Raw genomic sequence first — 19,278 nt, 5'->3', positions numbered from 1 at the left:
ATAAGCATGTCACGCGTCGCTAAGAACCCCGTTAAGCTGCCAGCCGGTGTCGAAGTCAAATTCGCAGGCCAACAGCTTTCGGTGAAGGGTGCCAAGGGTACTCTTGAACTGAACATCCATTCGTCCGTTGAGATCGTTGAAGAAGCTGGTGAGCTGCGTTTCGCTGCTCGCAATGGCGATCAACAAACTCGCGCAATGGCCGGTACCACGCGTGCGTTGGTAAACAACATGGTCCAAGGCGTAAGCCAAGGCTTCGAGCGTAAGCTCCAGCTGGTCGGTGTTGGTTACAAAGCGCAAGCAAAAGGCACGGTTTTGAACCTGGCCCTTGGCTTCTCGCACCCAGTGGATTACGAACTGCCGGAAGGCATCACCGCTGAGACCCCTAGCCAAACCGATATCCTGATCAAGGGCATCGATAAGCAGCTGGTAGGTCAGGTGGCCGCTGAGATCCGCGACTTCCGTCCACCAGAGCCGTACAAAGGCAAAGGTGTGCGCTACGCGGACGAAGTCGTCCGTCGTAAAGAAGCCAAGAAGAAGTAGGGCATAGCAAATGACCGACAAAAAAGTTACTCGACTGCGTCGCGCTCGCAAAGCACGCCTGAAAATGCACGAACTCGAAGTCGTGCGTCTCTGCGTGTATCGCTCGTCGCAGCACATCTACGCCCAGGTCATCTCGGCCGACGGCAACAAAGTCCTGGCAAGCGCCTCGACTTTGGATAAAGAACTGCGTGATGGTGCCACTGGCAACATCGACGCGGCCACAAAGGTTGGCCAGCTGGTCGCTACGCGTGCTAAGGCCGCCGGCGTCTCGCAAGTGGCTTTCGACCGCTCTGGCTTCAAGTACCACGGTCGCGTGAAAGCGCTGGCTGATGCTGCTCGTGAAGCTGGGCTGGAGTTCTAAGTTATGTCAAATAACGACCAAAAGCGCGACGAAGGCTACATTGAGAAGCTGGTTCAAGTTAACCGCGTAGCCAAAACCGTTAAAGGCGGCCGTATCTTCACTTTCACCGCGTTGACCGTGGTAGGTGATGGTAAAGGGCGTGTTGGCTTCGGCCGTGGCAAGTCACGTGAAGTGCCTGCTGCGATCCAGAAGGCAATGGAAGCTGCTCGTCGCAACATGATCCAAGTTGATCTGAACGGCACCACTCTGCAGTACGCAATGAAATCCGCCCATGGCGCTTCCAAGGTGTACATGCAGCCTGCTTCTGAAGGTACCGGTATCATCGCTGGCGGCGCTATGCGTGCTGTCCTCGAAGTGGCTGGTGTTCAGAACGTTCTGGCCAAGTGCTACGGCTCGACTAACCCGGTAAACGTGGTTCACGCCACTTTCAAAGGTTTGAAAGCTATGCAATCTCCTGAGTCCATCGCTGCCAAGCGTGGTCTGACTGTCAAGGAGATCTTCTGATCATGGCTACCGTTAAAGTAACGCTGATCAAAAGCATGACCGGCCGCATCCCTAACCACAAACTGTGCGTTAAAGGTTTGGGTCTGCGTCGCATCGGTCACACTGTAGAAGTCCAGGATACTCCCGAGAATCGCGGGATGATCAACAAGGCTTACTACATGCTGCGTGTAGAGGGTTAATCGATGAAACTCAATGATCTGAGTCCAGCGCCGGGTTCCCGTCGCGAAAAGCATCGTCCGGGCCGTGGTATCGGTAGCGGTTTGGGTAAGACTGGTGGCCGTGGCCACAAAGGTCAAACCTCCCGCTCCGGTGGCACCATCGCTCCAGGCTTTGAAGGCGGTCAACAGCCGCTGCATCGTCGCCTGCCTAAGTTCGGTTTCGTATCCCTGAAAGCTATGGATCGCGCAGAAGTGCGTCTGTCCGAGCTGGCTAAAGTGGAAGGCGACATCGTTACTGTGCAGACCCTGAAAGATGCCAACGTGATCAACGTCAACGTACAGCGTGTGAAAATCATGCTGTCCGGTGAAGTGACTCGCGCTGTCACTATCGGCAAGGGAATCGGCGCCACCAAAGGTGCGCGTTCGGCTATCGAAGCAGCTGGCGGCAAGTTCGAGGAATAAATGGCTAAGCAAGGTGCTCTCTCAGCGCTCGGCAAAGGCGGTATGTCTGAACTTTGGGCTCGTCTGCGTTTTCTGTTCCTGGCGATTATCGTCTACCGAATAGGCGCACACATCCCGGTTCCAGGTATCAACCCGGACCGACTCGCAGACCTGTTTCGACAGAATGAGGGGACCATTCTTAGCTTGTTCAACATGTTTTCCGGCGGCGCGCTGGAACGGATGAGCATCTTTGCACTGGGGATCATGCCGTACATCTCGGCATCGATCATCATGCAACTGATGACCGCCGTCAGCCCGCAGCTGGAGCAGTTGAAGAAGGAAGGTGAAGCTGGCCGTCGCAAGATTAGCCAGTACACCCGCTACGGCACTGTCATCCTCGCCCTGGTTCAAGCTATCGGCATGTCCGTTGGCTTGGCCGGGCAGGGTGTTGCGTTCACTGGTGACTTTGGCTTCCATTTCGTCGCGGTATCCACGTTTGTGGCTGGTGCGATGTTCATGATGTGGCTGGGTGAGCAGATTACTGAGCGTGGTGTTGGTAACGGTATCTCGATGTTGATTTTCGCAGGTATCGTCGCCGGTCTTCCGAGAGCAATCGGGCAGTCTTTCGAGTCTGCGCGTCAGGGTGATATCAATATTTTCGCCCTGGTTGCCATCGGTTTGCTGGCAGTAGCGATTATCGGTTTTGTGGTGTTCATTGAGCGTGGCCAGCGTCGTATTGCTGTTCACTACGCCAAGCGTCAGCAGGGCCGTAAGGTCTTTGCTGCGCAGACCAGCCACTTGCCGCTGAAAGTGAATATGGCCGGTGTTATTCCGGCAATTTTCGCGAGCAGCATTTTGCTGTTTCCGGCTTCGTTGGGTACCTGGTTTGGTCAGTCTGAAAATATGGGCTGGCTGCAGGACCTCTCTCAGTCGATCGCTCCTGGTCAGCCGTTGAATATTCTGCTGTTTAGTGCAGGGATTATTTTCTTCTGCTTCTTCTATACGGCGTTGATGTTCAATCCGAAAGACGTAGCGGAAAACCTGAAGAAGTCCGGTGCCTTTATTCCGGGCATCCGTCCAGGTGAGCAGTCTGCGCGCTACATTGATGGCGTTCTGACTCGTTTGACCCTGTTCGGTGCTCTATATATGACGGCCGTGTGCTTGCTTCCCCAGTTCCTGGTGGTTGCAGCAAACGTTCCGTTCTACCTTGGCGGGACCTCGTTGCTGATCGTGGTCGTGGTTGTGATGGACTTCATGTCCCAAGTACAATCGCACCTCGTTTCGCACCAGTACGAATCCCTGATGAAGAAAGCCAACCTGAAGGGCTACGGCAGCGGCATGTTGCGCTGAGTACCCCATAAGGTTCGAGGAGTTGGTGATGAAAGTTCGTGCATCGGTGAAAAAGCTGTGCCGTAACTGCAAGATTATTCGCCGCGAAGGTGTTGTTCGAGTAATTTGCAGCGCGGAACCGCGTCACAAACAGCGCCAAGGCTGAGTGTGATCCGCTTGAAGCCCGGCAGCTAGTGCGCTGCCGGGTTGATTATTTGTTATTACAGCGATATTATCTCGCGCCCTATTTCTTGGCTTCCGGGGCGTAGGTAGCTGTCAATTGGAGTCCCACTGAATGGCCCGTATTGCAGGCGTTAACATTCCAGATAACAAGCACACTGTTATCTCGCTGACCTACATCTATGGTGTTGGTCGCACTACTGCGCAGAAAATTTGCGCAGATACTGGGGTAAACCCAGCCGCAAAGATCAAAGATCTGAGCGACGAGCAGATTGAGCTGTTGCGTGGCGAAGTGGCGAAGTTCACCACTGAAGGTGACCTGCGTCGCGAAATCAACATGAAAATCAAGCGTTTGATGGACCTCGGTTGCTACCGTGGTCTGCGTCATCGTCGTGGTCTTCCAGTACGCGGTCAGCGTACCAAGACTAACGCGCGTACCCGTAAAGGTCCGCGTAAGCCGATCCGCAAGTAATCGCCCACGCGAATCGACAGGAAAATTATCATGGCAAAACCTGCTGCTCGTCCTCGTAAAAAAGTTAAAAAGACAGTGGTTGATGGCATCGCCCACATCCATGCATCTTTTAACAACACCATCGTGACCATCACCGACCGTCAAGGTAACGCGCTTTCTTGGGCTACCTCCGGTGGTTCGGGTTTCCGCGGTTCCCGCAAGTCCACCCCGTTTGCTGCTCAAGTAGCTGCTGAACGTGCTGGTCAAGCTGCGCTGGAATACGGCCTGAAAAACCTCGACGTTAACGTCAAAGGTCCAGGTCCAGGTCGTGAGTCTGCTGTCCGTGCTTTGAACGGCTGTGGCTATAAGATCGCCAGCATCACCGACGTGACGCCAATCCCGCACAACGGGTGCCGTCCGCCGAAGAAGCGCCGCGTGTAATCCAGGAGATTGTAAAGAATGGCTCGTTACATTGGTCCAAAATGCAAACTCGCTCGTCGTGAAGGCACCGATCTCTTCTTGAAGAGCGGCGTGCGCGCGATCGAATCGAAGTGCAACATTGAAGCAGCACCTGGTATCCACGGCCAACGCCGCGGTCGCCAGTCCGATTACGGCACCCAACTGCGTGAAAAGCAGAAGGTCCGTCGTATCTACGGCGTTCTCGAGCGTCAGTTCAGCGGCTACTACAAAGAAGCTGCTGGCAAGAAAGGTGCAACCGGTGAAAACCTGCTGCAACTGCTCGAATGCCGTCTGGACAACGTTGTATACCGTATGGGCTTTGGTTCGACTCGTGCCGAATCCCGTCAGCTGGTATCGCACAAATCGATCAGCGTTAACGGTCAGACCGTAAACGTTCCGTCCTACCAGGTTCGTGCTGGTGACGTGGTCGCAGTCCGCGAGAAAGCAAAAAACCAACTTCGCATTGTCCAAGCTCTCGATCTGTGTGCCCAACGTGGCCGCGTAGAATGGGTAGAAGTAGACACTGAGAAGAAGTCGGGCGTTTTCAAGAACGTTCCTGCTCGCAGTGATCTGTCCGCCGACATCAACGAAAGCCTGATTGTCGAGCTCTACTCCAAGTAAGGGCTAGAAAATAGGTGCATCCATGCAGATTTCGGTAAATGAGTTCCTGACACCCCGCCACATTGATGTGCAGGTTGTCAGTCCAACCCGCGCCAAAATTACTCTCGAGCCTCTCGAGCGTGGTTTTGGCCACACCCTGGGCAACGCGCTGCGCCGCATCCTGTTGTCCTCAATGCCCGGCTGTGCAGTAGTCGAGGCCGAGATTGACGGTGTGCTCCACGAGTACAGCGCCATCGAAGGTGTACAGGAAGACGTAATTGAAATCCTGTTGAACCTTAAAGGTCTGGCTATCAAGCTGCACGGCCGTGACGAAGTTACGCTGACCTTGTCGAAGAAGGGTTCGGGGGTGGTTACCGCTGCCGATATTCAGCTGGATCATGATGTCGAGATCGTTAACCCCGATCACGTAATCGCTAACCTGGCGTCTAACGGCGCCCTGAACATGAAGCTCACCGTAGCTCGTGGTCGTGGTTATGAACCGGCCGACTCGCGTCAGAGCGATGAAGACGAAAGCCGCAGCATTGGTCGCTTGCAGCTTGACTCTTCGTTCAGCCCGGTTCGCCGTATCGCATACGTGGTGGAAAACGCCCGTGTCGAGCAGCGTACTAACCTGGACAAGCTGGTTATTGATCTGGAAACCAACGGTACTCTGGACCCTGAAGAGGCTATCCGTCGCGCTGCAACCATCCTGCAACAGCAGTTGGCTGCGTTCGTCGACCTCAAAGGTGACAGCGAACCAGTGGTAATCGAGCAGGAAGACGAGATCGATCCGATCCTGCTTCGCCCGGTTGACGATCTGGAACTGACTGTACGTTCGGCTAACTGCCTTAAGGCGGAAAACATTTACTACATCGGTGACCTGATTCAGCGTACCGAAGTAGAACTGTTGAAGACTCCGAACCTGGGCAAGAAATCCTTGACTGAAATCAAGGACGTTCTGGCCTCCCGCGGTCTGTCCCTCGGCATGCGCCTCGACAACTGGCCGCCTGCAAGTCTTAAGAAGGACGACAAGGCGACTGCCTGATCGTCGTAATCACCGAACGTGAGTTTGGTAAGGAATGAACCATGCGTCATCGTAAAAGTGGTCGTCACCTGAGCCGTACCAGCTCGCACCGCAAGGCCATGTTCCAAAACATGGCGGTGTCGCTGTTCGAGCACGAGCTGATCAAAACTACACTGCCGAAAGCTAAAGAACTGCGTCGCGTTGCTGAGCCGCTGATCACTTTGGCCAAGACAGACAGCCTGGCTAACCGCCGTCTGGCTTTCGACCGTACTCGTTCGAAAGCTATCGTTGGTAAGCTCTTCAACGACCTGGGCAAGCGTTACGCTACCCGTGAGGGTGGCTACCTGCGCATCCTCAAGTGCGGTTTCCGCGCTGGCGACAACGCGCCTATGGCGTACGTCGAGTTGGTTGATCGTGCTACTGCCGGCGAAGCTGTAAGCGCCGAGTAAGACGACAAGCTGTAACGAAGAACCGGGCCTAGTGCCCGGTTTTTTGTGCGCGTAATAAAAGCGCGATTTGTACAAGCTTACTCGAGCTATGCTCGGCACTATTAGGCTTGGGTATATTGGTAGTTATTTTCTATCGGGGACTACAATTTAATGAATTTGTAGGCGTCATATTGATGATCAATACTCCCTCCAAGCCGATTAGCCGGCAGTTCCAAGTCCGACCTGAGGGAAATTGAGCATGAGCCAGAATAAAATCCTTACTACCGCCAGCGGAGCTCCCGTTGCGGACAATCAGAATTCCCGTTCCGCCGGCCCGCGTGGCCCGTTGCTGCTCGACGATTTTCACCTGATCGAGAAGCTTGCCCACTTCAACCGTGAAAACATTCCTGAGCGTCGTGTACATGCCAAGGGTTCGGGCGCCTATGGCACCTTCACGGTCACACAAGACATCACGCAATACACCAGCGCCAAGCTGTTTGAGTCCATCGGCAAACAAACGCCGACGTTCCTGCGGTTTTCCACTGTGGGCGGTGAGCGCGGTTCGGCTGACACCGAGCGTGACCCTCGTGGTTTCGCCCTGAAGTTCTATACCGAAGAGGGCAACTGGGACATCGTGGGTAACAACACCCCTGTGTTCTTCATTCGTGACCCATTGAAGTTTCCTGACTTCATCCACACCCAAAAGCGCCTGCCGCAAAGCAACCTGAAAAGTGCGCAGATGATGTGGGACTTCTGGTCGCACTCCCCTGAGGCGTTGCACCAGGTCACCATCCTGTTTTCGGACCGTGGTATCCCGGACGGCTACCGTCACATGCACGGCTTCGGTAGCCACACCTACAGCCTGATCAACGCCAAGGGCGAGCGTCACTGGGTCAAATGGCACTACAAGACCAAGCAAGGTATCAAGAACCTGTCGCCTGCTGACGCTGCACGCTTGGCCGGTACCGACCCTGATTACGCCCAACGCGATCTGTTTGGCGCTATCGAGCGCGGTGATTTCCCGAAATGGCGTGTGTGCATCCAGATCATGACTGAAGCCCAGGCCGGCGCTCACTACGAGAACCCTTTCGACGTGACCAAGACCTGGTCGCAGAAAGAGTTCCCATTGATCGAAGTCGGTGAGCTGGAGCTGAACCGTAACCCGCTTAACTACTTCGCTGAGGTTGAGCAGGCTGCTTTCGGTCCAAGCAACATGGTTCCAGGCGTTGGTTTGTCGCCGGACCGCATGCTGCAAGGTCGTGTGTTCGCTTACGCTGATGCCCACCGCTACCGTGTCGGCACCAACCACCAGCACCTGCCGGTGAACGCGCCACGCAGCCCGGTTAACAGCTACCAGCGTGATGGTTCGATGGCATTCGGCAGCAATGGCGGTGCGGCTCCAAATTACGAGCCAAATAGCTACGCCGATGCACCGAAGCAGGCTCCGCAGTATGCCGAGCCGGCATTGGCACTGAGTGGCGCGGCGGATCGTTATGATCATCGCGAAGACAGCGATTACTACAGCCACGCGGGTGCGTTGTTCCGCCTGATGAATGATGAGCAGAAAGCCCTGCTGATCAGCAACATTGCCGGCGCCATGGCGGGCGTTTCCAGCGACGTTGTTCAGCGTCAGTTGCAGTACTTCTTCAAGGCAGATCCTGCTTATGGAGAAGGGGTCGCATCTGCACTGGGTGTATCGCTTAACTAACTCTAAACGATAAGCAGAACCGCCCTCATTTGGGCGGTTTTTGCGTTATTTCAGCTACTTTTCTCCGGAAATGTTCACTTTTCTGCCGTTGGTCCCGTGACCTTCAAGTCATCATGGTTCAAACTACAGACTTTCAAGCAGGGAGATGTAGGGCGATGCAAGGTCACCCCGACGTAATCGATTACCTCAACACGTTGCTGACGGGCGAACTGGCTGCTCGTGACCAATATTTCATCCACTCGCGCATGTACGAAGACTGGGGCTTTACCGAGCTCTACGAGCGTATCAACCACGAGATGGAAGAAGAGGCACAGCACGCCGACGCACTGATGCGCCGTATCCTCATGCTCGAAGGCACGCCGCGTATGCGTCCCGATGATCTGGATGTGGGCACCACGGTACCTGACATGCTCGCTGCCGACCTGCGCCTCGAGTACAAGGTCCGTGCCGCGCTCTGCAAGGGTATCGAGCTCTGCGAGCAGCACAACGACTATGTCACTCGGGAAATTCTGCGGGTGCAGTTGAATGACACCGAAGAAGATCATACCTACTGGCTTGAAAAGCAGCTGGGCCTGATCAAGCTGGTGGGCCTGGAGAATTATCTGCAATCGCAGTTCTGATTCCGGCTATAAAAAAGCCCCTGTCACTGCAAAGTGACAGGGGCTTTTTATTGGGCCTGAATAACTCAGGCCCGGTCGCGTGCCAACAACGGTTTCAAGTAGTAACCGGTGTGCGACTGCGGCATTTCGGAGACCTGCTCCGGTGTGCCAACGGCGATGATCTGGCCACCCTTGGAGCCGCCTTCCGGCCCCAGGTCGACCAGCCAATCCGCGGTCTTGATCACATCAAGGTTGTGCTCGATCACCACCACGGTATTGCCGTGGTCGCGCAGGCGGTGCAACACGTCCAGCAGTTGCTGGATATCCGCGAAGTGCAGGCCGGTGGTCGGCTCATCGAGGATATACAGGGTCTTACCGGTATCGCGCTTGGACAGCTCGCGAGACAGCTTGACCCGCTGCGCCTCACCACCTGACAGCGTAGTCGCCGATTGGCCCAGCTTGATATACGACAAACCCACGTCCATCAGTGTCTGCAGCTTGCGCGCCAACGCCGGGACCGCATCAAAGAACACCCGTGCTTCCTCGATGGTCATTTCCAAGGTTTCGTGGATGCTCTTGCCCTTGTACTTGATCTCCAGGGTTTCGCGGTTGTAGCGCTTGCTCTTGCATACATCGCACGGCACGTAGATGTCCGGCAGGAAGTGCATCTCCACCTTGATCAAGCCATCGCCCTGGCAGGCTTCACAGCGACCGCCTTTGACGTTGAACGAGAACCTGCCAGGCCCGTAACCCCTTGAGCGGGACTCCGGCACGCCAGCAAACAGCTCACGAATAGGCGTGAACAACCCGGTGTAGGTCGCCGGGTTGGAGCGCGGCGTGCGGCCAATCGGGCTCTGATCGATATCGACCACCTTATCCAGGTGTTCCAGGCCTTTGATGCTGTCGTGGGCAGCCGCTTCCAGGGTGGTCGCGCCATTCAGGGCGGTGGCACTCAAGGGGAACAGCGTGTTATTGATCAGCGTCGATTTGCCCGAGCCGGAAACACCGGTCACGCAGGTCAGCAGACCCAGTGGAATCTCCAGGTCGACATTGCGCAAGTTGTTGCCACGCGCGCCCTTGAGGTGCAGCGCCAGCTTCTTGTTGCGCGGTGTACGTTTTGCCGGCACTGCGATCTTCACACGGCCGGAAAGGTATTTGCCGGTCAGTGAATCCGGATGAGCCATGACTTCGGCGGGCGTGCCCTCGGCGACAATATGCCCGCCATGCACGCCAGCGCCCGGGCCAATGTCGACGACGTAATCCGCCAGGCGGATCGCGTCTTCATCGTGCTCGACCACAATTACCGTGTTGCCGATATCCCGCAGGTGTTTCAGCGTGCCCAGCAGGCGATCATTGTCACGCTGGTGCAGGCCGATCGACGGTTCATCAAGGATGTACAAGACGCCCACAAGGCCGGCACCAATCTGGCTGGCCAGGCGAATCCGCTGGGCTTCACCGCCGGACAAGGTATCGGCACTGCGATCCAGCGACAGGTAATCCAGGCCAACGTTGACTAGGAACTGTAGCCGCTCACGGATTTCCTTGAGAATCTTATCGGCGATTTCCCCACGGCGGCCCGTCAGCTTGAGCACACCGAAGTACTCGCAGGCATCACCAATCGGCAGGTTGGTCACCGCCGGCAAGGTTTTCTCGCCCACCCAAACATGCCGGGCTTCACGGCGCAGGCGAGTACCGCGGCAATCCGGGCAAGGCTGGGTGCTGAGGAATTTCGCCAACTCTTCGCGTACGCTCGCCGACTCGGTCTCACGGTAGCGACGCTCGAGGTTCGGCACGATACCTTCGAACGGGTGTGAGCGCTTGACGATATCGCCACGGTCGTTCAGGTACTTGAAGTCGACATTCTGTGAACCGCTGCCGTGGAGAATGACCTTCTGCTGGTCCGCCGGCAGTTGGTTGAAGGGCACTTCCAGGCTGAATTTATAGTGCGACGCCAACGACCCGAGCATCTGGAAGTAATAGACGTTGCGCCTGTCCCAGCCGCGAATCGCCCCCTCCGCCAGCGTCAGGTCACCGTTGACCAGGCGCTTGATGTCAAAGAATTGCTTCACCCCCAGGCCATCACAGGTCGGGCAGGCGCCAGCCGGGTTGTTGAAGGAAAACAGCTTGGGTTCCAGCTCGCTGATGGCGTGGCCGCAGATAGGGCAGGCAAAGCGCGCGGAGAAGATGATCTCTTCGCCCGGCTCGTCATCCATCGGCGCCACCAGGGCAATGCCGTCGGCCAGCTTCAACGCGGTTTCGAAAGATTCCGCCAGGCGCTGCTGCAGGTCGGCGCGCACTTTGAAGCGGTCGACGACTACATCAATCGAGTGTTTCTTCTGTTTGTCGAGTTTCGGCGCTTCGTCCAGCTCATACAGCTTGCCGTTGATCCGCGCGCGCACAAAACCTTGCGCACGCAGCTCTTCGAAGACGGAAAGGTGTTCGCCCTTGCGCTCACGGATCACCGGTGCCAGCAGCATCAGCTTGGCGCCTTCCGGCTGGGCCAGCACCAGGTCCACCATCTGGCTGACGGTCTGGGCTTCCAGGGGAATGTCATGGTCGGGGCAACGCGGGATACCTACGCGCGCATACAGCAGGCGCAGGTAGTCATAGATCTCGGTAATGGTGCCCACGGTGGAGCGCGGGTTATGGGAAGTCGACTTCTGCTCGATGGAGATCGCCGGCGACAGGCCTTCAATGGTGTCGACGTCGGGTTTTTCCATCATCGACAGGAACTGGCGGGCGTAGGCCGACAGCGATTCCACATAGCGACGTTGGCCTTCGGCATACAGCGTGTCGAACGCCAGGGACGATTTGCCGGAGCCGGACAAGCCGGTGATGACGATCAGTTTGTCCCGGGGTAGGGTCAGGTCGATATTCTTCAGGTTGTGGGTTCTAGCCCCACGAATCAGGATCTTGTCCAAGATGGCCTCGCACGGCGGGCGTAAATAATGCCGGAGTATACGGCTAAAGACTGGATGAATATACACTGTCAAAAGGCCGCTTGCAGCCTTAGATGAAAGCTGCGCGGCAAAGCGCCGCATATACCCTCTCAATCGATGGGACTGGTAGAATCGCCGCCGGTTCACACGAGGTTTTTCCATGCACGATCCCCACAGCGAACGCATGAGTAGCGGCGAGACCCGAGCGGCAAGCGGTCTGGCCCTGGTGTTCGCCTTCCGTATGCTGGGCATGTTTATGGTGTTGCCGGTGCTGGCGACCTATGGAATGGATCTCGCAGGCGCGACCCCCGCATTGATCGGCCTGGCGATTGGCGCCTATGGCCTGACCCAGGCGATTTTTCAGATTCCGTTCGGGATCATTTCCGACCGCATTGGCCGTCGCCCGGTGATCTACCTAGGGCTGATCGTGTTTGCCCTCGGCAGTGTGCTCGCAGCCCAATCAGATTCGATCTGGGGCGTGATCGCCGGTCGTATCCTGCAAGGCGCCGGCGCGATCTCCGCGGCGGTCATGGCGCTGTTGTCGGACCTGACTCGCGAACAACACCGCACCAAAGCCATGGCCATGATCGGCATGACCATCGGCCTGTCATTTGCCGTAGCCATGGTGGTCGGCCCCTTGCTGACCCGCGCGTTCGGACTGCACGGGCTGTTCCTGGCCACCGGCGGCATGGCGCTGTTCGGTATTGTGATCGTGGCCTTTATGGTGCCGCGTTCCACCGGGACGTTGCAGCACCGTGAGTCGGGTGTGGCCCGCAAGGTACTGTTGCCGACGCTCAAGCATCCCGACCTGTTGCGCCTGGATTTAGGTATCTTCGTGTTGCACGCGATGCTGATGTGCAGCTTTGTCGCGCTGCCCCTGGCACTGGTGGAAAAAGCCGGCCTGCCCAAGGAACAGCACTGGTGGGTCTACCTCACAGCGCTGCTGATTTCGTTCTTCGCCATGATCCCGTTCATCATCTATGGCGAGAAAAAACGCAAAATGAAACGAGTTCTGCTCGGCGCCGTCGCGACGCTGATGCTCACTGAGCTATTCTTCTGGCAGTTCGGCGACAGCCTACGGGCGCTGGTAATCGGCACGGTGGTGTTCTTCACCGCGTTCAACCTGCTGGAGGCGTCATTGCCTTCGCTGATCAGTAAGGTTTCACCGGCGGGCGGCAAAGGCACGGCCATGGGGGTGTACTCCACCAGCCAGTTCCTGGGTTCGGCACTGGGCGGCATCATGGGGGGCTGGATGTTCCAGCATGGCGGTTTGTCGGTTGTCTTCCTCGGATGCGCCGGGCTGGCTGCACTTTGGCTCGCCTTTGCTGTTACCATGCGCGAACCTCCCTACGTCACAAGTCTGCGTCTGCCGCTATCGCCTGAGGCGATCCGTGAAAGCGGCCTGGTAGAGCGCCTGAAGGCCGTCGTAGGGGTAACAGATGCAGTTGTGGTCGCAGAAGAGGCGGCCATTTACATCAAATTGGACACCGAATTATTGGATCGCGCGACGCTCGAGCAACTGGTCAACCCAGTGCCGACAGCGCGCCCAGCCTAGGAGAACGTTATGGCCCGTGGGGTTAACAAAGTCATATTGGTCGGTACGTGCGGCCAGGATCCCGAAGTTCGCTACTTGCCTAACGGTAACGCCGTGACCAACCTGAGTCTGGCGACCAGCGAGCAGTGGACCGACAAGCAGAGCGGCCAGAAGGTCGAGAAAACCGAATGGCACCGTGTGTCGATGTTCGGCAAGGTTGCAGAGATCGCCGGTGAATACCTGCGTAAAGGTTCGCAGGTCTACATCGAAGGCAAACTGCAAACCCGCGAGTGGGAAAAAGACGGCATCAAGCGTTACACCACCGAAATCGTGGTCGACATGCAAGGCACCATGCAACTGCTGGGCGGCCGTCCACAGGGCGACCAACAGGGCCAGGGCGGCACCAACTCGGCACCGCGTCCACAGCAGTCGCGTCCACAGCCAAGCCAGCAGCCACAACGTGAGTCGCGTCCAGCGCCACAACAGGCCGCTCCGCAACCGGCTCCGGATTTCGACAGTTTTGATGACGATATCCCGTTCTAGGATACGGCTCAGAGACTTGATGTAGAGTTTTACCCTGAAAGCCCCGGTGCATAAGCCTCCGGGGCTTTTTCTTTGCCTGCGAGAAAGTAAAGATCACATGGCTGGCCACGCTGTAGACCTCAGCAGGGGCCGCATGATGTAAGCCACTTTTGGAGGGGGATAGCTAGCAATGAGGGCATTACCTAAACGTCCAGCTTCTCACGTCATAGGGACTCTGGCTGAGTCTCTGGTAGAACGGGCTATCACGGCCAGGGGCTGGATTTATCGCCGTCTGGAAAAAGATAAAGACTATGGCATCGACGGCGAGGTTGAAGTATTCAGCGAGCGTGGTCATGCGACTGGGATCATCTTCAAGGTTCAAGTCAAAGGCTCCAGAAAGAAGGTACGAGCCCTGAAACTCAAGCAAAGTACTGAAAACTACCTTTCTATTTCGCCACTGCCGGTCTTCCTTTTCGTGGTTGAAGTGGAGAGCGGCACGATCAGGTTTCTGCTGGCCGAGCGCAATCGGGCAAACCATGGCGCGATTAGTCTGGATGAGTCCGAGGAACTGGATGAGAGTGGCTTCGCATTGCTTGAGGAGATTGCCGGCGAACACTGTCAGGCGTGCTTAACGATGGGTGATTACACGTTGCACAACGCGTCGGCGCAGCTCATCAGGTGCCTTGATCTGATGTTGAATTTTGGTGGTGATGTGGAGGCGATGGTTAAGTGGTTACGTTTTTTTGCGTCAGATGAAGTGTTAACCCTTTCCTATGGGTACGCGGTGTTTTTGAGGAATGAAATAAAGCGAGACGAAGGTTTACTCGAGAGAATTCGTGAGTGGGTGATTGAATTTTTCCCTGAGTGCCAGGAGGAAATCGATCAGGCCATAGCGGCCTTTGATCGTGGAGAGGTGATGGGGCGGCGTCTGGAGGTTGCTCACCTTTGATTGGCGACGATGCTCTTTCCGCCGGCATGAACAGGCACTGGCGTTTGTGCATTGCAGGTCACAAGAATTAGGCTGTCGCCCACCCTCAAAAACAAGGAAAGCCGTGATGACCTGGTCAGCCCAGCAGTACACGATGTTCGAACAGCAGCGCACCCGTCCTGTCCGTGACTTGGTCGCGGCCATTCCGAATGCTGAAGTGCGCCATGCCGTGGACTTGGGCTGCGGTCCCGGCAACTCCACGGAGGTGCTGGCCGCGCGCTTCCCGCACGCGCACGTCACCGGCATGGACAGCTCCGACGACATGCTGGTCGACGCCCGTAAACGCCTGCCCGCGCTGAACTTCGAGCTGGCGGATATCGGTGCCTGGAACCCCGCGCAAGCCTTCGATGTGATCCTGGCCAACGCGTCCCTGCAATGGCTGCCGGACCATGCCACGCTGTATCCGCACCTGATCAAGCACCTGACGCAAGGCGGTACGTTGGCGGTGCAAACCCCGGACAACCTTGATGAACCCGCCCACCGTCTCGCCCGCGAAGTCGCGGCCGATGGCCCATGGTCTGCCAAAATCGGCGCGGTCAAACACAATGAGCGCCACACCGCGAGTTACTACTACGAGCTGCTGAGCACACATTGCAGCACCGTCGATGTGTGGCGCACCACCTACCAGCACCCGCTGGCGGACCACGGCGCCGTGGTGGAATGGTTCAAGGCCTCAGCCCTACGTCCATTCCTGGCGCCGTTGAGTGACGACGAAAAAGCCGCTTTTCTTCAGGCATACAAAGCGCGGATCACCCAGGCTTACCCAGCGCTGGCTGACGGCACCGTACTGCTGCCATTCCCGCGCTTGTTCATCATCGCGACTCGCTGATATGCCCTGAGCAAGCGGTGGTCAAGACGCCGCTTGCGCCTTCAAGTATTCATCCGCCGACACCACGCCCGCATAACCAAACGCCAGCGACGCCATATAAGCCCCATGCACCTGCGCCGCTGGAATCACCGTGCCATTAAATTCCAGATCCCGCGTCGCACACGCATCATGAATCACCGTGACCTTGTAACCCAGGTCCGCCGCCGCCCGTACCACGCCGTCAATACACATGTGGCTCATGCTGCCGACTACCACCACTTCGGTGATGCTGCGTTGCTCCAGTAAGGCACGCAGGTTGGTCTCGCGAAACGCATTCACGAAATGCTTGAGCACCACCGGCTCACTACCCTCGTTCAGCACTTTGCTATGCAGGTGCGCGCCCTCGGAGCCTGGCGTGAAGAACGGCGCTTCATCGGACGTGAACTCATGACGCACATGAATCACCGCATCGCCGGCCTGACGGAAAGCCTGCAGCACCTGCGCGGCTTTGTCTGCCGCGGCCTCCACGCCGTCGAGTGGCCACTTGCCCTGGGGGAAGTAGTCGTTCTGGATATCGATTAGGATGAGCGCTTGCTTGGCCATGTGTGTTGCCTCGTGATGGGTTGATGGGCCCAGTATGTTAGCTGGCGCCTGCACTTAGGATTGGCTGCACCGACAATAACAGGGGGAAAACTGACAATGGTCGTTGTTGAGCTGGGCGTGTTGATCTACCAAGGCGCGCAATGGGCGGCCGTGCATGGCCTGACCGACCTGTTCGGCGTGGCCAATCGCATCGCCGCCGAGCACCAGTCCGCGCAATTGACGTTGCTGCGGGTCAGCCATTGGCAGGTGGAGGCGAGCGGCACACCCGTGCGCGTATTCAGCAGTGCCCCCGGCCCCGATCAACCGTTGATGGCCGTACTGGTGCCGCCGTCGATGGGTGAGTTCACCGAAGACCAGGCGCCCCCTGCGCTACTGGAATGGCTTCGCCGGCAACACACGGCCGGCACGGTGTTGGGCGGCGTGTGCGTGGGCTCGATCATGCTGGCGCGCAGTGGACTGCTCGACGGGCGCAGCGCCACCACCCATTGGTCTTCCGCCGAATCCTTCGCGGCCCGCTACCCGGCCGTACGCCTGGAAGCGAACAAACCCATTGTCGATGACGGCGACCTGATCACCACCGCCGGTTTGATGGCCTGGTCCGAACTCGGCCTGCGCCTGGTCGATCGCCTGATGGGCCCAAGCGTCGCGGCCGACACAGCGCGTTTCCTGGTGATCGAGCACAGTGACAGCGCCAGCCAGTGCGGCAGTAACTTCGCGCCCATTCTCGGCCACGGTGACGCAGCCATCCTCAAGGTTCAGCATTGGCTGCAGGCCAGCGGTGCGGTGGATGTGTGCGTGGCGGCGATGGCTCAGGAGGCGGGCCTGGAAGAGCGTACGTTCCTGCGGCGTTTTCGCAACGCCACCGGCTTGAAACCCACCGAATACTGCCAGCACCTGCGCGTGGGCAAGGCACGGCAGATGCTTGAGTTCACCAACGGCACTATCGACCATATTGCCTGGACCGTGGGTTACCAGGACCCCAGTGCCTTTCGCGCTATCTTCAAGAAGATCACCGGCATGGCGCCCAGCGATTACCGCAGCCGCTTTGGCGTCTGAATCGTGCAGAACGCCGCGGCGCTGAAGCACTGTCGTGCAGAATGAGGCAGGCCAACTGCCATCGGTTTTTCGGCAACTGCTTGATTTGAAAACCTTCTCCCCTGAAACAGCCTTGGCCTGATCCCTGCAGCCTTCTCTGCACACACATGGCTGGATGGCCAAGGGGGACGCATGACCCCGATTCAACGCAAGAAGCTGGTAGTCGCGCATTCCATACGCGAGGGCGCGCCGCTGCATGAGGTCGAGACCAACCGCGCCCTGGCGCGCTGGCTGGCGCAGATCCTGGGGCTCAAATTCGGCGGCAGCTATGACCCCGACCTGCATGCGGGTCGAGCGCTGTATCTGCTGCCCACGCAAACCCTGGTCGGCCCGGCGCAGGCCCGAACGCTCAATATCAAAGGGCCTGAGGATGTGTGGGGCGGCTACGTCGACCACGACTTCATCTGCACCAAGGCCATCAGTCATGGCTTGCTTGGCCCCGAGGCCAAAGCGCCGGAAGGTTGGTCTGCGCTGTTCTGCGAGCGTGTGCGAAACGTCGTGCTGGATGGCTTGAGCGTTTTTGCCCTTGAGGACGCACGGCCTGCCGCCACGCGCTTGCTCTACAGCGGGCCAATCCGCATAAAACCTGTGCACGCCTGTGCGGGGCGCGGGCAGGAAGTTATCCACAGTCTCGACGAATTCGACGCTGTGCTGGCGCGACCTGACGCTGCGAAGCTGTTCAGCGAAGGCGTGGTGCTGGAGCAGGACCTGCGCGATGTGGTCACCCACAGCGTCGGCCAAAGTTTTATCGGCGGGCACCTGTTCAGTTATTGCGGCGAGCAATACCTGACGAAAGACGGGCAGGGCGAAGACGTCTACGGCGGCTCCGACCTGCTGGTGGTGCCGGGAGGCTACGCCGACCTGTTGCTGCTCGACTTACCCGACGACGTGCGTGAAGCCATTGAGCAAGCCCAGGTTTTCGACAATGCCGCCGATGAGGCCTACCCTGGCTTTTATGCCTCACGGCGCAACTACGACATCGCCCAAGGCCTGGACAGTGACGGCCAGCGTCGCAGCGGCGTGCTCGAGCAGTCCTGGCGTATGGGCGGGGCGAGCAGTGCGGAAGTCGCGGCGTTGCAGAGTTTTATCAACAACCCTGGCCTGCGCGCGATCCATGTGTCCTCGGTGGAAACCTACATGGACGAACCATTGCCGGCTGATGCCATCGAGGTGTATCGCGGCCCGGCGGAAAACAGCGGGTTTCTTCTCAAGTACGTGACGGTTAAATCTTATGACGGCTAGAAGCGAAAGCATTGCGATTGATATCGACGACGAACAGATGAGCGGCACCTTCCTCAGCCCCAAATCCAAAGTGCCGGGGGTGTTGTTCGTGCACGGCTGGGGCGGGAGCCAGGAGCGCGACCTTGAACGTGCCAAGGGCATCGCCGGCCTCGGGTGCGTGTGCCTGACCTTCGACCTGCGAGGCCACGCCGGCTCTGGCATTCCGTTAGCCCGCGTCACCCGCGAAGACAACCTGCGCGACTTGCTGGCGGCGTACGACCGGCTGTTGTCACACCCGGCCATCGACACCTCGGCGGTGGCCGTCGTTGGCACCAGTTACGGTGGATACCTGGCGGCGATTCTCACCGCCTTGCGTCCGGTGCGCTGGCTGGCGTTGCGCGTGCCTGCGTTGTACCGCGACGACGAATGGCTTAAGCCCAAGCGCGATCTGGACAAGATGGATTTGATGGATTACCGCAGCACCCTGGTCCACGCTGAGACCAATCGCGCCTTGCACGCGTGCTCGGCGTTTACCGGCGACGTGCTGATCGTCGAGTCGGAAACCGACGACCATGTGCCCCACGCCACCATCATGAGTTACCGTGCGGCGTGCCAGCAGACGCATTCACTGACTCACCGCATCATCGACGGGGCCGACCATTCCCTCAGCGATCCGGTGTCCCAGCAGGCCTACACCTCCATCCTGGTGGACTGGATCACGGAGATGGTGGTGGGTGAGCGGTTGAGCATCATCCAGGCTCAATAGTTTAGATCGCTATCGCCGGC

Annotated in this window: 23 protein-coding genes; 21 read left to right on the top strand and 2 right to left on the bottom strand. The window is 57.8% G+C overall.

Going from position 1 to position 19,278, the window contains the following annotated elements; genetic code table 11:
* The first annotated feature begins 6 nt into the window (after positions 1-6).
* The 14 genes from rplF (at position 7) to bfr (ending at position 8,803) form a co-directional block, all read left to right on the top strand.
* Positions 7-540, top strand: coding sequence for a 50S ribosomal protein L6 (gene rplF, locus ACI512_RS31925; RefSeq protein WP_003176412.1), 534 nt, complete (start codon positions 7-9; stop codon positions 538-540).
* Positions 541-550: 10 nt separating this feature from the next.
* Complete coding sequence (gene rplR / locus ACI512_RS31920; RefSeq protein ID WP_015886135.1) at positions 551-901, top strand: 50S ribosomal protein L18; 351 nt, start codon at positions 551-553, stop codon at positions 899-901.
* Positions 902-904: 3 nt separating this feature from the next.
* The gene (gene rpsE / locus ACI512_RS31915; RefSeq protein ID WP_003176409.1) at positions 905-1,405 is read left to right on the top strand and encodes a 30S ribosomal protein S5; all 501 of its coding nucleotides are present in this window, start codon (positions 905-907) and stop codon (positions 1,403-1,405) included.
* A 2-nt stretch (positions 1,406-1,407) separates the two neighbouring features.
* Complete coding sequence (gene rpmD / locus ACI512_RS31910; protein ID WP_003176408.1) at positions 1,408-1,584, top strand: 50S ribosomal protein L30; 177 nt, start codon at positions 1,408-1,410, stop codon at positions 1,582-1,584.
* A 3-nt stretch (positions 1,585-1,587) separates the two neighbouring features.
* A complete protein-coding gene (gene rplO, locus ACI512_RS31905; protein WP_003176407.1) occupies positions 1,588-2,025 on the top strand; it encodes a 50S ribosomal protein L15 in 438 nt (145 codons plus the stop codon).
* Positions 2,026-3,354 carry a preprotein translocase subunit SecY gene (gene secY / locus ACI512_RS31900; protein ID WP_003176406.1) on the top strand — a complete coding sequence of 443 codons (1,329 nt, stop codon included), beginning with the start codon at positions 2,026-2,028 and terminating at the stop codon, positions 3,352-3,354.
* A gap of 28 nt (positions 3,355-3,382) precedes the next feature.
* Positions 3,383-3,499: a 50S ribosomal protein L36 gene (rpmJ, locus tag ACI512_RS31895; protein ID WP_002555468.1), complete on the top strand. Its 117-nt coding sequence runs from the start codon at positions 3,383-3,385 to the stop codon at positions 3,497-3,499.
* A 129-nt stretch (positions 3,500-3,628) separates the two neighbouring features.
* Positions 3,629-3,985 carry a 30S ribosomal protein S13 gene (rpsM, locus tag ACI512_RS31890; RefSeq protein ID WP_003210063.1) on the top strand — a complete coding sequence of 119 codons (357 nt, stop codon included), beginning with the start codon at positions 3,629-3,631 and terminating at the stop codon, positions 3,983-3,985.
* Positions 3,986-4,015: 30 nt separating this feature from the next.
* A complete protein-coding gene (gene rpsK, locus ACI512_RS31885; RefSeq protein ID WP_002555466.1) occupies positions 4,016-4,405 on the top strand; it encodes a 30S ribosomal protein S11 in 390 nt (129 codons plus the stop codon).
* 18 nt (positions 4,406-4,423) lie between these two features.
* On the top strand, positions 4,424-5,044 hold the full coding sequence (rpsD, locus tag ACI512_RS31880; RefSeq protein WP_003176404.1) for a 30S ribosomal protein S4: 621 nt from the start codon (positions 4,424-4,426) through the stop codon (positions 5,042-5,044).
* 22 nt (positions 5,045-5,066) lie between these two features.
* Positions 5,067-6,068 (top strand): DNA-directed RNA polymerase subunit alpha, encoded by a 1,002-nt coding sequence (locus ACI512_RS31875; protein ID WP_003176403.1) that lies wholly within the window; start codon positions 5,067-5,069, stop codon positions 6,066-6,068.
* Between the two features lie 41 nt (positions 6,069-6,109).
* Complete coding sequence (gene rplQ, locus ACI512_RS31870; RefSeq protein ID WP_003176402.1) at positions 6,110-6,496, top strand: 50S ribosomal protein L17; 387 nt, start codon at positions 6,110-6,112, stop codon at positions 6,494-6,496.
* A gap of 238 nt (positions 6,497-6,734) precedes the next feature.
* Positions 6,735-8,183, top strand: a complete 1,449-nt coding sequence (locus ACI512_RS31865; protein WP_236378413.1) for a catalase — start codon at positions 6,735-6,737, stop codon at positions 8,181-8,183.
* Positions 8,184-8,338: 155 nt separating this feature from the next.
* On the top strand, positions 8,339-8,803 hold the full coding sequence (bfr, locus tag ACI512_RS31860) for a bacterioferritin (protein ID WP_015886133.1): 465 nt from the start codon (positions 8,339-8,341) through the stop codon (positions 8,801-8,803).
* Positions 8,804-8,868: 65 nt separating this feature from the next.
* Here the strand turns inward: bfr and uvrA are convergent, their stop codons facing one another.
* The gene (uvrA, locus tag ACI512_RS31855; protein ID WP_015886132.1) at positions 8,869-11,703 is read right to left on the bottom strand and encodes an excinuclease ABC subunit UvrA; all 2,835 of its coding nucleotides are present in this window, start codon (positions 11,701-11,703) and stop codon (positions 8,869-8,871) included.
* A gap of 178 nt (positions 11,704-11,881) precedes the next feature.
* Between uvrA and ACI512_RS31850 the strand changes: the two genes are divergently transcribed.
* From ACI512_RS31850 to tam, 4 genes are all read left to right on the top strand, one after another.
* Positions 11,882-13,276 (top strand): MFS transporter, encoded by a 1,395-nt coding sequence (locus tag ACI512_RS31850; protein ID WP_064052234.1) that lies wholly within the window; start codon positions 11,882-11,884, stop codon positions 13,274-13,276.
* A gap of 9 nt (positions 13,277-13,285) precedes the next feature.
* Entirely contained in the window at positions 13,286-13,798 is a 513-nt protein-coding gene (locus tag ACI512_RS31845; RefSeq protein ID WP_236378411.1) for a single-stranded DNA-binding protein, read from the top strand.
* 169 nt (positions 13,799-13,967) lie between these two features.
* Positions 13,968-14,726, top strand: a complete 759-nt coding sequence (locus ACI512_RS31840) for a DUF4365 domain-containing protein (RefSeq protein ID WP_236378410.1) — start codon at positions 13,968-13,970, stop codon at positions 14,724-14,726.
* 106 nt (positions 14,727-14,832) lie between these two features.
* Positions 14,833-15,594 carry a trans-aconitate 2-methyltransferase gene (tam, locus tag ACI512_RS31835; RefSeq protein ID WP_231808507.1) on the top strand — a complete coding sequence of 254 codons (762 nt, stop codon included), beginning with the start codon at positions 14,833-14,835 and terminating at the stop codon, positions 15,592-15,594.
* A gap of 21 nt (positions 15,595-15,615) precedes the next feature.
* On the opposite strand, the gene ACI512_RS31830 is transcribed toward tam, so the two are convergent.
* Positions 15,616-16,176: a cysteine hydrolase family protein gene (locus ACI512_RS31830; protein WP_231808508.1), complete on the bottom strand. Its 561-nt coding sequence runs from the start codon at positions 16,174-16,176 to the stop codon at positions 15,616-15,618.
* 96 nt (positions 16,177-16,272) lie between these two features.
* Here ACI512_RS31830 and ACI512_RS31825 point away from each other — a divergent pair, with 96 nt between their 5' ends.
* From ACI512_RS31825 to ACI512_RS31815, 3 genes are all read left to right on the top strand, one after another.
* A complete protein-coding gene (locus ACI512_RS31825) occupies positions 16,273-17,232 on the top strand; it encodes a GlxA family transcriptional regulator (RefSeq protein WP_236378408.1) in 960 nt (319 codons plus the stop codon).
* A 171-nt stretch (positions 17,233-17,403) separates the two neighbouring features.
* Complete coding sequence (locus ACI512_RS31820; RefSeq protein ID WP_236378406.1) at positions 17,404-18,513, top strand: DUF3182 family protein; 1,110 nt, start codon at positions 17,404-17,406, stop codon at positions 18,511-18,513.
* Positions 18,503-19,258: a S9 family peptidase gene (locus tag ACI512_RS31815; RefSeq protein ID WP_231808511.1), complete on the top strand. Its 756-nt coding sequence runs from the start codon at positions 18,503-18,505 to the stop codon at positions 19,256-19,258. The genes ACI512_RS31820 and ACI512_RS31815 overlap by 11 nt, the downstream gene beginning before the upstream one ends.
* Positions 19,259-19,278 lie beyond the last annotated feature (20 nt).

Source organism: Pseudomonas petroselini, from assembly GCF_045037875.1.
Lineage (GTDB): Bacteria > Pseudomonadota > Gammaproteobacteria > Pseudomonadales > Pseudomonadaceae > Aquipseudomonas > Aquipseudomonas petroselini.
The sequence above is the reverse complement of the archived record's forward strand: the minus strand, read 5'-3'. Positions and strand labels throughout refer to the sequence as shown.

Coding starts and splice junctions, on each gene's coding strand:
- rplF (WP_003176412.1), top strand. CDS start 7: ATGTCACGCGTCGCTAAGAACCCCGTTAAGCTGCCAGCCGGTGTCGAA.
- rplR (WP_015886135.1), top strand. CDS start 551: ATGACCGACAAAAAAGTTACTCGACTGCGTCGCGCTCGCAAAGCACGC.
- rpsE (WP_003176409.1), top strand. CDS start 905: ATGTCAAATAACGACCAAAAGCGCGACGAAGGCTACATTGAGAAGCTG.
- rpmD (WP_003176408.1), top strand. CDS start 1,408: ATGGCTACCGTTAAAGTAACGCTGATCAAAAGCATGACCGGCCGCATC.
- rplO (WP_003176407.1), top strand. CDS start 1,588: ATGAAACTCAATGATCTGAGTCCAGCGCCGGGTTCCCGTCGCGAAAAG.
- secY (WP_003176406.1), top strand. CDS start 2,026: ATGGCTAAGCAAGGTGCTCTCTCAGCGCTCGGCAAAGGCGGTATGTCT.
- rpmJ (WP_002555468.1), top strand. CDS start 3,383: ATGAAAGTTCGTGCATCGGTGAAAAAGCTGTGCCGTAACTGCAAGATT.
- rpsM (WP_003210063.1), top strand. CDS start 3,629: ATGGCCCGTATTGCAGGCGTTAACATTCCAGATAACAAGCACACTGTT.
- rpsK (WP_002555466.1), top strand. CDS start 4,016: ATGGCAAAACCTGCTGCTCGTCCTCGTAAAAAAGTTAAAAAGACAGTG.
- rpsD (WP_003176404.1), top strand. CDS start 4,424: ATGGCTCGTTACATTGGTCCAAAATGCAAACTCGCTCGTCGTGAAGGC.
- ACI512_RS31875 (WP_003176403.1), top strand. CDS start 5,067: ATGCAGATTTCGGTAAATGAGTTCCTGACACCCCGCCACATTGATGTG.
- rplQ (WP_003176402.1), top strand. CDS start 6,110: ATGCGTCATCGTAAAAGTGGTCGTCACCTGAGCCGTACCAGCTCGCAC.
- ACI512_RS31865 (WP_236378413.1), top strand. CDS start 6,735: ATGAGCCAGAATAAAATCCTTACTACCGCCAGCGGAGCTCCCGTTGCG.
- bfr (WP_015886133.1), top strand. CDS start 8,339: ATGCAAGGTCACCCCGACGTAATCGATTACCTCAACACGTTGCTGACG.
- ACI512_RS31850 (WP_064052234.1), top strand. CDS start 11,882: ATGCACGATCCCCACAGCGAACGCATGAGTAGCGGCGAGACCCGAGCG.
- ACI512_RS31845 (WP_236378411.1), top strand. CDS start 13,286: ATGGCCCGTGGGGTTAACAAAGTCATATTGGTCGGTACGTGCGGCCAG.
- ACI512_RS31840 (WP_236378410.1), top strand. CDS start 13,968: ATGAGGGCATTACCTAAACGTCCAGCTTCTCACGTCATAGGGACTCTG.
- tam (WP_231808507.1), top strand. CDS start 14,833: ATGACCTGGTCAGCCCAGCAGTACACGATGTTCGAACAGCAGCGCACC.
- ACI512_RS31830 (WP_231808508.1), bottom strand. CDS start 16,176: ATGGCCAAGCAAGCGCTCATCCTAATCGATATCCAGAACGACTACTTC.
- ACI512_RS31825 (WP_236378408.1), top strand. CDS start 16,273: ATGGTCGTTGTTGAGCTGGGCGTGTTGATCTACCAAGGCGCGCAATGG.
- ACI512_RS31820 (WP_236378406.1), top strand. CDS start 17,404: ATGACCCCGATTCAACGCAAGAAGCTGGTAGTCGCGCATTCCATACGC.
- ACI512_RS31815 (WP_231808511.1), top strand. CDS start 18,503: ATGACGGCTAGAAGCGAAAGCATTGCGATTGATATCGACGACGAACAG.